Genomic DNA, 11157 nt, shown 5'->3' on the forward strand with positions numbered 1-11157 from the left:
CGCCCCGTGCCGCGCGCGCCGCCGCCCCCGCCCGGCAGCGGGCGCCTCACGCGGCGGGAGGTCGCGCTGATGTGCCTCGCCGGCGCGGCCTGGGCCGGCGTGAACGGCACCTACATGGTGCTCGTCACCTTCGCGCCGCTGCTCCTGGTCGAACGCGGACTCGGCGTGGCGGAAGCGGGCTTCGCCGCGTCGCTGATGTCCTGGGTGAACCTGATCGCCGTGCCGGCGGGGGCGTTCCTCGCGCGGCGGGCGCGGCTCGCGGTGCCGATGACGGTGCTTTGCTGCCTGGCGGCGGCGGGGCTCGCCGCGGCGCTGCCCTACGCGGCGACGGGGCAGGCGGCGGCGATCCTCGCGCTGCACGGGTTGCTCTACGCGTTGCCCATCACGCTGTTCTCGGCGCTGCCGCCGCTGGCCGTGCCGCCGGAACGCCGGGCGCAGGGGCTCGGCATCTACTTCGTCTGGTTCTACGCGGGCTGCACCGGCTTTCCGCCGCTCGCGGGATGGCTCGCTGATGCAACCGGAAGTGCGGCGGCGCCGGTGCTTCTCGCCGCCGGGTTGCTGGTGGCGGCGCTGGGCCTGCTGCTGCTGTTCCGGCGCGTGGCGGCGCGCTGAGGCATTTCGTGGCGCGGTCGCGCATGCTTTGGCAGCATCCGCCCCGAAGGAGACCGCGCATGCCGACCTATACCCTGTACGGGCTGACGAAGGACGCACGGGTGCCGCCCCGGGCCTCGGAGTATGTCGGCTACGCCTTTCCGACGGAGGTCACCGTGCCGAATCAGTTCGGCGGCCCGGCGACGCGCAAGGTCACGACGCTGTTCGAGGACGCGTTCAAGGAACTCGCCCTCTGCGCCCGCAGGCCGGCCTGCGACAACCACTTCAGTGGTCTGGGCGGCGGGCTCGGGCTGAGCGCGCTGCTGCGCGACTGGAAGATGTACTTCTTCTGCTTCGCCCCGCAGGGCGCCCAGAACACCTGGCCGGCGGACGACAAGAACATCACCTACGCGCAGGTCGTCGGCACCTACAAGGCGACGAGCCTCGTCGAGATCGGCGTCCACCTGTGTGCGCTGCGCAGCGCGGAGTTCCTCGCCGCGACCATCCTGCACGAGCTCGCGCACGTGGCCGGCGCGCCGGGTGCGTCGGCCGAGGACCTCGCGCGCCATGCCAAGGGCCAGCTGACCGCGGCGGAATTCCGCCGCCTGCACGCCGCGGAACGCGCCATCTACGCCTGCGGCTACCGCGCGCCGCTCTACAAGAAGAACGTGATCGGCGCGCTCGACACCATCATCGGCGGGCCGCGCCGGATCACCTGACGCGGGCCATCAGGAACAGCCGCCGGAAGGGCAGCAGCACCGCGCCATCCGCGCGCGGCGGATAGGCCGCGCGCATCGCCGCGCGGTAGGTGTCGAGGAAGCCTTCCCGCAGCGCCCCGTCCAGCGCATCGAGGAAGGGGCGCAGGCTGGTGCCCATCGCCCATTGGACCACGGGGTCTTCCCCGCGCAGCACGTGCACGTATTCGGTGACCCAGATGTCGAGCGACGCGACGCGCGGGCGCAGCAGGTCGTAGTAGTCGCCCGGGGCGAGCACCGGCGGCGCGCTGCCGACGCGCGACAGGCGCTCCGCCCAGGGGCCTTCCCGCGCGATGCGGTCCTGTTCGGCGCGCAGCGGCGCGGCGTGCATGGACGGCATCTGCACCGCGAGCACGCCGCCGGGTGCCAGATGCGACAGCAGGCGCGGAAAAAGGGCTTCGTGGCCGCCGAGCCATTGCAGCGCCGCGTTGCTGAACAGCACGTCCACCGGCGCGGTGGGCGCCCAGGCGGCGATGTCCGCCTGTTCCGTCGCGAAGCCTGTCGTGGCCGCCTTGGCGAGCATGGACGCGCTGCCATCGACGCCCGTCACGCTGGCGCTGGGGAAGCGCGCGGCGAGCGGTGCCAGCGCATTGCCCGCGCCGCAGCCGAGATCGACCACGCGTGCCGGCGCGGGATGCGGGATGCGCGCCATCAGGTCGAGCGCGGGGCGCAGGCGTTCGTCCTCGAAGCGCAGATACTGCGCGGCGTCCCAGCTGGTCACGTTCATCGATGCCTCATGCTGGCGTGACGTCCGGACGCGCGCCGCCGCCGTGAATGCGGAGCGCCCTTCGGATCGAGGCGAAGCCTCGATCCGGGAGCGCGAATGCGCGACCGCGCCCAGACCAACAGCCCTGCTCGGCGCGCCCATCCATGGCGCGCAAGCCAAGCGGCCGGAGGCCGCGCCCGGCGCTAGAGGGCACACAAAGACTCCATGCGCCGGCGATTGAGGTCACAAAAACCGCGCCCGGATATCCACGCTGCTCTCCCGCCCCAGCTTGTCGAAATGCTGGTCGAGCCAGGATTCCGCCGCCTCCCGCCCGTACTGGCGCAGCGTGCAGAGAAAGTCCCAGTCGCCGTTGAACTTCGTGCTCAGCTTGAAGCCGCGCATCCGCTCCTCATCCTCGATCAGGTGGATGAAGAGCCGGCGGTAGCGCGGCTGCTCCAGCCGCCCCGTGTCCAGCAGGCGCTGCACGAAGTCGATGGCGCGCATCTCCGCCATCAGCGACCCGTTGAAGGTGATTTCGTTCAGCCGGTTGACGATGTCGGACGCGCTGGTCGGCGTCTCCTCGCGCACCTGCGGGTTCAGCTGCACCAGCACGAGGTCCGGCGGCCCACCCTGGTCGTAGAGCGGCCAGAGCGCCGGATTGCCGAGATAGCCGCCATCCCAGTACGGCTCCCCATCCACCTCCACCGCCTTGAAGACCTGCGGCAGGCAGGCGGAAGCGAGCAGCGCGTCCACCGTCAGTTCCCGCCGCGTGAACACGCGCGGCTTGCCGGTGCGCACGCTGGTCGCCGAGACAAACAGCCGCGGGGCCTTCGCCTCCATCCGCAGCCGCTCGAAGTCGATGCTTTCGGCCAGCGCGTCGCGCAGCGGGTTGTAGTTCACCGGGAAGGGGTTGAGCTGGTAGGGCGACAGCACGCGAGACAGCGTGTCGAAGGTCCGGTAGGCGAGCGACCAGGTCAGGTCGTGGCCCCAGACCAGCTTCTCCCACGGCGTGGCGCGGATTGGGCTGATCGCGAGCTTTCCGGCGATCGCGCGCCAGAAGCGGTCGAGTGCGGAGATCGCCGCGCCCGGCCCGCCTTCCAGCAGGCCTTCGACGAGCATCACAGCGTTGATCGCGCCGGCCGAGGTGCCCGACAGCCCGTCGATCTCCAGCCGCTCATCCTCGAGCAGCCGTTCCAGCACGCCCCAGGTGAAGGCCCCATGCGTGCCGCCGCCCTGCAGGGCGAGCGAGATGCGCCGTTTCGCCGGGGGCTTGGCAACCGCCGGGGCGGGCAGGGTGGCGCCGTCGCTCACGCCGCGAGCCAGCCGCCGTCGATGGACAGCGCCGCGCCGTTCACGCCGCCGGAGCCCGGGCCGCAGAGCCAGAGCGCCATGCGCGCGACCTCCTCAACTTCCACCCAGCGCTTGGAAGGCTGCTTGGCCAGCAGGTGGTCCCGCAGCGCTACCTCCTCGCTCACGCCATGCTTGGCGGCGAGCGGGCCGACCTGCGCCTCGGCCAGCGGGGTGCGGACGAAGCCGGGGCAGATCGCGTTGCAGGTGATCTGCGTCTCGGCCACTTCCAGCGCGACCGACTTGGTCAGGCCGACCACGCCGTGCTTGGCGGCGACGTAGGCCGCCTTGAAGGGGCTCGCGACGAGCCCGTGGGCGGAGGCGACGTTGATGATCCGCCCCCAGCCGCGCCGCCGCATCCCCGGCAGGGCCGCGCGGATGGCGTGGAAGTTGGAGGAGAGGTTGATGGCGATGATCGCGTCCCACTTCTCCTCGGGGAACTCCTCCACCGGGCTCACGAACTGGATGCCGGCATTGTCGATCAGGATGTCGCAGGCGCCGAGGGTGCTCTCGCAGCCGGCGACCATGGAGCGGATCTCGGCCGGCCTGGCCATGTCCGCGGGGGAATAGGGGGCGTCGCCCCCGCCCATCAGCCGGCCGATCTCGGCGCGGGCGGCCGCGATCTCCTCCGGCTTGCCGAAGCCGTTCAGCATGACCTTCGCGCCGGCTTCGGCCAGCAGGCGCGCGATGCCGAGGCCGATGCCCGAGGTCGAGCCTGTGATCAGGGCCGTGCGGCCGTCGAGGGTGCGTTCCATGGCGGGTGTCCGTCTGTCCGGGGCGGCGCGGGCCGCGGAGTCTGGACCGGGCGGGCGGGCGGGGGAAGCCCCGGGGGGCGCCCCCGCGATTTTGATGCCGGATCGAAATCATTCGGCAAGACGCATGCGCGCCTAATCCGTTGCCGCCCCGCAACGGCGCAGGAAGCACCCTCTTCACGGGACCCAGACACCGATGTTCTCGAACCTATCCATCGCCAACAAGCTGCGCGCCGGCGTCGGCGTGCTGCTGCTCCTCACCGCCCTGCTGGGCGGCGCGACCGTCTACGTGATGCACAACATGGACAAGGAGGCCGAGTCCATCGCGCAGCACTGGCTGCCAGCCGTCCGGGCGGCGTCGGAGCTGAACGAGACGGTGCTCAGGATCCGCCGCAGCGAGCTCGATCTCTTCGCATATACCGATCCGGCACTACGCCGCGACGCTGCGGAACGGATCGCGCGCGCTGCGCCGCAGGTGCAGCGGCATCTCGACGCCTATCGGACGCTGGCCACCCATCCGGATGAGCGGCGCCTGCTCGCCATCGTCGAACCTGCGATCCAGCGTTATCTCGCCGAGAGCCGTGAGATCGTCGAATTCCATCGCGCCGATGACTTGGACCACGCGCGCACCCTCCTCACGCAGGGCCGTGGGGCCGTTGATCGTCTCCTCGCCGGCCTCGACGAACTCATCGAGGTCGCCTCGCGGGAGACCAGCGCCGCGGCAGCGGCGACCGTCGCGGCGGGCGAGAGCGGCATCCGCATCGTGATCGCCGGGAACGTCGCCGCCCTTCTCGCCGGCATCGGCATCGCCCTGCTGCTCGCCCGCAGCATTTCCGGCCGCATCACCGACCTCTCCGGCGCGCTGGGCCGGCTTGCGCAGCGCGACTACGGCTTCGAGCTGAAGGCGATCGCCGACAAGGACGAGATCGGCGCCATGGCGCGCGCGCTCGACACCTGCCGCGACGGGCTGCAGGACGCCGACCGCCTGACCGCCGCGCAGGTGGAGGAAGCGCAGAAGCAGGCCGACCGCGCCGCCCGCGTCGATCAACTGGTGCAGGGCTTCGAGGTCGAGGCGGCGGGCGTGCTGCGCGCCGTCTCAGCGGCCGCGACCGAGCTTTCCGCCACCGCGTCCGCGATGACCGAGACGGCCGAGGACGGCACACGGCAGGCGACCGCGGTGGCCTCGGCCGCCGAACAGGCCAGCGCCAACGTCCAGACCGTCGCGGCCTCGGCCGAGGAGCTGGCGACGTCGATCGCCGAGGTGGCGCGGCAGGTGCGGGAGACGGCGTCCATCACGAACCGCGCGGCCGATGCGGCGCGGGACACGGACGGGACGGTGCGCAGCCTGGCGGAAGCCGCGAACAAGATCGGCGACGTGGTGCGGCTGATCAGCGACATCGCGGGGCAGACCAACCTGCTGGCCCTGAACGCGACGATCGAAGCGGCGCGCGCGGGCGATGCCGGCAAGGGCTTCGCGGTGGTGGCGAGCGAGGTGAAGAACCTGGCAAACCAGACAGCCCTCGCGACCGAGGAGATCGGCCAGCAGATCGCCGCCATGCAGATGGAGACGACCCGGACGGTCGAGTCCATCGCCGGGATCGGCCGGACGATCGAGGAGCTGAACGCGACGACGGCGCAGGTGGCCGCGGCGTCGGAACAGCAGGCCGCGGCGACGCAGGAGATCGGGCGCGCCGTGGCGGAGGCCGCGCAGGGCACGCAGGAAGCCTCCCGCAGCGCGGTCGGCGTGAAGCAGGGCGCGGAGCGGACCGGCGGCGCGGCGCAGGAGCTGAAGGGCGCCTCGGGCGAGCTTGCACAGCAATCCGAACGGCTGCGCGGCCAGGTGGATACCTTCCTGGCGAGCATCCGCGCGGCCTGACCGAGGAGGCTGAACCGGGCGGGCTAGCCGCCCGCCCGGTTACTCACACGCTTTGGTAACCAAGGCTGGAGAAACATTAGGCAGCGCTGAATATTCGGGGAAACGTGCGATGTCTCTGGCGAACATGTCGGTCAAGACCAAGCTCCGTGCTGCCTTCGCCGCGCTGCTCGTCTTGTTGCTCGGCGTCTGTGGGCTCGGGCTACGATCGATCTCCCAAATGGATGCGCTTGGCAAAGAGGTCGGCAACAACTGGCTGCCGACGGTGGACCGTGTGGCCGAGGTCAGGACCGTGGCCCTGGTCATGCGGCGGGAAGCACTCGCCGCCGGCTTCGGCAGCCCCCAGCACATGGCCGCCGGGCGCCAGGCGCTGGAGCGCGACGTCGCCCGGCTGCGGAATGCTTGGGAGGCCTACAAGCCGCTGATCTCGCATCCCGACGAACGCCGGCTCGCCGCCGCGATCGAGCCAATGATCGTCGCCTTCAGCCGTGGCGCGGAAGGCCGGCTGCAGATGCTGCGGGAAGGTCGTCAGGCCGAATACATCGCCGGCGTCGAGGCGGGGAGAGGCGAGTTCGAGGCGATGGTCACGGCATTGGACGAACTCGCCGGCGTCGCCTCGCGCGAGGCGACGGGCGCCGTGCGCGAAGCCAGCAGTGCCGCCAGCTTCGCGATCTGGTCCATGTCGATCTTCGGTGCGATCGCGCTCGTCATCGGTGCCGCCGTCGCGCTGCTGCTGGGCAACAGCCTTGCCCGCCGCATCGGCCATCTCTCCGAGGCGCTCAACCGGCTGTCGAAGCGCGACTACGGGTTTGAACTCAAGGAAGCCGCCGATGGCGACGAGATCGGCGCCATGGCGCGCGCGCTCGACACCTGCCGTGACGGGCTGAAGGAAGCCGACCGGATGGCTGCCGCGCAGGTGGAGGAAGCGAAGAAGCAGGCCGACCGCGCCGCGCGGATCAACACGCTGGTCAAGGGCTTCGAGGCCGAGGCGGCGGGCGTGCTGCGCGCCGTCTCCTCCGCGGCCACGGAGCTTTCCGCCACCGCCGCGACCATGACCGAGACGGCCGAGGACGGCACGCGGCAGGCCGCCGCCGTCGCCGCGGCGTCCGAGCAGGCCAGCGCCAACGTCCAGACCGTCGCGGCCTCGGCCGAGGAGCTGGCGACCTCGATCGCCGAGGTGGCGCGGCAGGTGCGGGAGACGGCGTCGATCACGAACCGCGCGGCCGATGCGGCGCGGGACACGGACGGGACGGTGCGCAGCCTGGCGGAAGCCGCGAACAAGATCGGCGACGTGGTGCGGCTGATCAGCGACATCGCAGGGCAGACCAACCTGCTGGCCCTGAACGCGACGATCGAAGCGGCGCGCGCGGGCGATGCCGGCAAGGGCTTCGCGGTGGTGGCGAGCGAGGTGAAGAGCCTGGCGAGCCAGACGGCGAAGGCGACCGAGGAGATCGGCCAGCAGATCGCCGCAATGCAGATGGAAACCACCCGCACGGTGGATGCCATCGCGGGCATCGGCCGGACGATCGAGGAGCTGAACGCGACGACGGCGCAGGTGGCCGCGGCGTCGGAACAGCAGGCCGCGGCGACGCAGGAGATCGGGCGCGCCGTGGCGGAGGCCGCGCAGGGCACGCAGGAGGCCTCCCGCACCGCGGCCGGCGTCAAGGACGGCGCGGAGCGCACCGGTGGCGCGGCGCAGGAGTTGAAGGGGGCGTCGGGTGAACTCGCGCAGCAGTCCGAACGGCTGCGCGGCCAGGTGGACAGTTTCCTGGCCGATATCCGCGCGGCCTGAGCGCGCGGCAGGGCAGGGCAGAACGGCCGCCCGGGTGGCGACACCCGGGCGGTTTCGCGTTCAGGGCAGGCGCTTGAGCAGCCCGACCGCCCGCTTCACCGGCGCGGAGAGTAGCTTCGGCGTGTAGAAGTCGCTCGCGGCGCGCTTTCCCGCTTCCTGCGCCGTCGGATAGGGCAGCACCGCGCCGGCGAGCGCGGAGAGCTTCATCCGCTGCCCGACCATCAGCGCGAACATCCCCGCCATGTTGCCCACGCCGGGTCCCACCAGGGAGGCGCCGAGCAGCCGGCCCTTCGCATCGGCGACCAGCTTCACCAGGCCTTCCGCGCGGCCTTCGGCGACCAGCCGGTCGTTTTCCGCCAGCGGCCAGCGCGTGATGGCGAGGTCTGGCCGCCCCGCGGCGCGCAGCTCCGCCTCGGTCGGGCCGATCTGCGCGATCTCGGGGTCGGTGTAGGTCACCCGCGGCAGCGCGTCGTAGGACAGCTTCGCCGGCAGGCGGAACAGCATGGCGCGGGCGATGATGCCGGCATGCTGGGAGCAGACATGGGTGAAGGCGCGCGGCCCGAGCCCGGCCGGGTCGGCGATGTCGCCCGCCGCCCAGACGCGCCGGTTGGAGACCGACCGCAGCGCGAGGTCGGTCGCGATGCCGCGCGGCGAATGCGCGACGTCGGCGGCCTCCAGCCCGAGCCCCGCCACGCGTGCGGCGCGGCCGACCGCGAGCAACAGGTGCGTCCCCGCGATTCGTGTCCCGTCGGCCAGCAGCAGCGCGATGCCGTCCCCGTCGCGCTGGACCGCCGTGACCTTGGCGCTTTCGCACAGCGCGACGCCGTCAGCCTCCAGCGCCGCGCGCAGCGGGGCGACGCATTCGGCTTCCTCCCGCCCGGCGATGGCGGCCCCTTCCACCACCGTCACGCGACAGCCCAGGCGTGCATGGGCCTGCGCCATCTCGAGCCCGATCGGCCCGCCGCCCAGGATCAGCAGGTGGCCGGGCTTCTCCGCCAGGCCGAACAGGGTTTCATTGGTCAGGAACGGCACGTCGGACAGGCCCGGGATGGGCGGGACGACGGCCGCCGAGCCCGCGGCGATCACGGCGCGGCGGAAGGTGAAGCGCCTCCCCGCGGCTTCCAGCGCGTCACGGGCCGTGAAGCGGGCCATGGCGCGCACCACGGTCACGCCCATGCCGGCGAAGCGTTGTTCCGAATCGTTCGGCGCGATGGCGGCGATCGCGCCCGCCACATGCGCGCGCACGCCGGCCCAGTCGATCTCGGGCGGGGGGAGCTTCACGCCGAAGCGCCCGGCGCGGCGCGCCTCGGCCGCGGCATGGGCGGCGGCGAGCAGCGCCTTGGACGGCACGCAGCCGAAGTTCAGGCAGTCGCCGCCCATCTCCCCGCGTTCGAACAGCGCGACCTTGAGCCCGAGCCCGGCCGAGATGGCCGCGACCGAAAGCCCCGCCGCGCCGGCGCCGATGATCGCCACGTCGAAGTCAGGCATCGCGCGTCCTATTCCGCCACCAGGCGCCGAGGAGGGAAAGCCCCGCCAGCCCGAGCAGGGGCAGCAGGATGCCGGGCGAAAGGATCACGCCGAGGTCGGGCCGGCCGCCGCTGGCCAGCACCTCCCCCAGCCCGGCCCCGATTCCCGCGAACACCGCGGTGCCCGGAATGATGCCGATCGCCGTCGCCGCGGCATAGGCGCCGAAGGGCATGCCGACCAGTGCGGGCGCGAGGTTGGCGAGCCAGAAGGGCACCACGGGGATCAGCCGCAGCGTCAGCAGGTAGAAGAAGCCGTCGCGCTCGAGCCCCGGCCGCACCCGGTCCAGCAGCCCCGACGCCCGCCCCGCGACCAGCGGCGCGAGTGCTGAGCGCGCGGCGAGGAACAGCAGGCAGGCCCCCGCCGTCGCGCCGGCCACCGTCAGCGCCGTGCCGAGCCAGGGCCCGAACAGCAGCCCGCCAGCCAGCGTCATCACCGCCCCCCCGGGCAGGGAGAGCGCCACCACGACGACATAGGCCGCGACATAGGCGGCCGCGGCCGCCACGGGCCGCGCCGCGACGATGGCGGCGAGCGCGCTGCGATGGTCCGACAGCGCCTCGAAGGAGAGCAGGCGCGTCGCACCGCTCATCCAGGCGAGGAGGATGAGCGCCGCGAGCAGCAGCAAGGGCCAAGCGCGACGAAGGGGGGCGGGGATGGGCATCTGCGATGGGTTTCGCCGGTCAGGGGGCGGGAGTTACATGGAAAAGCGGCCCGGCGCGGTTGACGCCCGGCGATCCCCCTCCCTATACCTCCGCGCCTCGCCGGGGCGCCGCCAATTTGGGGGTGCCGCCGGCCCGTTCTGCTGGCGGCCCGTTCTGCGTGCGGGAGGGCCCGCCCGCCAGCCACGAGTTCAGGAGACGTATCGTGAAGCGTACCTACCAGCCCTCGAAGCTCGTCCGGAAGCGCCGGCACGGTTTCCGGACCCGCACCGCGACGGTGGGCGGCCGCAAGGTGCTCGCCAACCGCCGGTCCAAGGGCCGCAAGCGCCTCTCGGCCTGACCAGCCGCGCCGGGGCGGAGCGCCGCATGTCTGGCAGCGCCGATCCGGCCGCGTCCCCCGTCCAGCCGGCCCGGATCCGCAAGCGCAGGGATTTCCTGCGCGCGGCGTCGCGCGGCAAGCGCGCGGCGCGACCGGGGCTCGTGCTCCAGGCGGTGCCGGGCGACCCCGCGCAGCTGCGCCTCGGCTTCACCGTGACGAAGAAGGTCGGCAACGCCGTGGTGCGCAACCGCGCGCGCCGGCGGCTGAAGGAAGCCGCGCGGCTGGCGCTGCGAGAGGCCGCCCCGCCGGGCTGGGACCTGGTGCTGATCGGGCGCGACGCGACGCCGAAGCGCCCCTTCGCCCTGCTGGTCGAGGATCTGCGCGGCGCGCTGCGGCAGGCGGGCGTGCTGCGATGAGCGCCGCGGCCGCCGCGCTGAAGGGCTGCGTGCATGCCTACCGCTACACGCTGCGCGGCGTGATCGGCGCCAATTGCCGCTTCTACCCTTCGTGCAGCGACTACGCGCTGGAAGCGCTGACCTGCCACGGCGCGGCGCGCGGCAGCCTGATGTCCGCGCGGCGTATCCTGCGCTGCAACCCCTGGCACACGGGCGGCTACGACCCGGTGCCCGCACCCCATCCGCCGAAAGGCTGAGACTTCCCCGATGGACCAGAAGCGCCTGTTCGCGGCGATCGCGCTCTCGATCGGCATCCTGCTGATCTTCGACGTGTGGAACCGCGCCAACACGCCCACGCCGCCCCCGCAGACGACGCCGGCCGCATCGGCGCCGGCGGTGCCGGTGCCCGCCGCCCCGTCCGCCGCCGTGCCGGCCGCCCCCGGG

General features: G+C 72.5%; 11 protein-coding genes and 1 pseudogene. 7 read left to right on the top strand and 5 right to left on the bottom strand.

Annotation, left to right across the window (positions count from 1 at the left end; all coding sequences use genetic code 11):
• On the top strand, positions 1-612 hold a 612-nt coding region (locus HW577_RS12820; protein ID WP_198376529.1), incomplete at its 5' end, for an MFS transporter.
• A gap of 59 nt (positions 613-671) precedes the next feature.
• The gene (locus tag HW577_RS12825; RefSeq protein WP_198376530.1) at positions 672-1310 is read left to right on the top strand and encodes a hypothetical protein; all 639 of its coding nucleotides are present in this window, start codon (positions 672-674) and stop codon (positions 1308-1310) included.
• On the opposite strand, the gene HW577_RS12830 is transcribed toward HW577_RS12825, so the two are convergent.
• The 3 genes from HW577_RS12830 to HW577_RS12840 form a co-directional block, all read right to left on the bottom strand.
• A complete protein-coding gene (locus tag HW577_RS12830) occupies positions 1303-2073 on the bottom strand; it encodes a methyltransferase domain-containing protein (RefSeq protein ID WP_198376531.1) in 771 nt (256 codons plus the stop codon). The genes HW577_RS12825 and HW577_RS12830 overlap by 8 nt on opposite strands.
• 222 nt (positions 2074-2295) lie before the next feature.
• A complete protein-coding gene (locus HW577_RS12835; protein WP_332837665.1) occupies positions 2296-3363 on the bottom strand; it encodes a patatin-like phospholipase family protein in 1068 nt (355 codons plus the stop codon).
• Entirely contained in the window at positions 3360-4154 is a 795-nt protein-coding gene (locus HW577_RS12840; protein WP_198376532.1) for a 3-hydroxybutyrate dehydrogenase, read from the bottom strand. The genes HW577_RS12835 and HW577_RS12840 overlap by 4 nt, the downstream gene beginning before the upstream one ends.
• A 205-nt stretch (positions 4155-4359) precedes the next feature.
• Between HW577_RS12840 and HW577_RS12845 the strand changes: the two are divergent.
• Positions 4360-6027, top strand: a pseudogene (locus HW577_RS12845) (methyl-accepting chemotaxis protein); the annotation flags it as partial.
• Positions 6028-6136: 109 nt separating this feature from the next.
• Positions 6137-7816: a methyl-accepting chemotaxis protein gene (locus tag HW577_RS12850; RefSeq protein ID WP_198376534.1), complete on the top strand. Its 1680-nt coding sequence runs from the start codon at positions 6137-6139 to the stop codon at positions 7814-7816.
• Between the two features lie 60 nt (positions 7817-7876).
• Here HW577_RS12850 and HW577_RS12855 read toward each other — a convergent pair whose 3' ends face one another.
• Positions 7877-9304, bottom strand: coding sequence for a dihydrolipoyl dehydrogenase family protein (locus tag HW577_RS12855; protein ID WP_198376535.1), 1428 nt, complete (start codon positions 9302-9304; stop codon positions 7877-7879).
• A complete protein-coding gene (locus HW577_RS12860; RefSeq protein ID WP_198376536.1) occupies positions 9297-10001 on the bottom strand; it encodes a TVP38/TMEM64 family protein in 705 nt (234 codons plus the stop codon). Before HW577_RS12860 ends, HW577_RS12855 begins: the two co-directional genes overlap by 8 nt.
• 203 nt (positions 10002-10204) lie before the next feature.
• Here HW577_RS12860 and rpmH point away from each other — a divergent pair, with 203 nt between their 5' ends.
• From rpmH to yidD, 3 genes are read left to right on the top strand one after another with little or no spacing between them, the layout of a single operon-like run.
• The gene (rpmH, locus tag HW577_RS12865; protein ID WP_198376537.1) at positions 10205-10339 is read left to right on the top strand and encodes a 50S ribosomal protein L34; all 135 of its coding nucleotides are present in this window, start codon (positions 10205-10207) and stop codon (positions 10337-10339) included.
• A gap of 26 nt (positions 10340-10365) precedes the next feature.
• Entirely contained in the window at positions 10366-10734 is a 369-nt protein-coding gene (gene rnpA / locus HW577_RS12870) for a ribonuclease P protein component (protein WP_198376538.1), read from the top strand.
• Positions 10731-10970 carry a membrane protein insertion efficiency factor YidD gene (yidD, locus tag HW577_RS12875; protein ID WP_198376539.1) on the top strand — a complete coding sequence of 80 codons (240 nt, stop codon included), beginning with the start codon at positions 10731-10733 and terminating at the stop codon, positions 10968-10970. Before rnpA ends, yidD begins: the two co-directional genes overlap by 4 nt.
• Positions 10971-11157 lie beyond the last annotated feature (187 nt).

The organism is Neoroseomonas rubea (genome assembly GCF_016106015.1).
GTDB lineage: Bacteria > Pseudomonadota > Alphaproteobacteria > Acetobacterales > Acetobacteraceae > Neoroseomonas > Neoroseomonas rubea.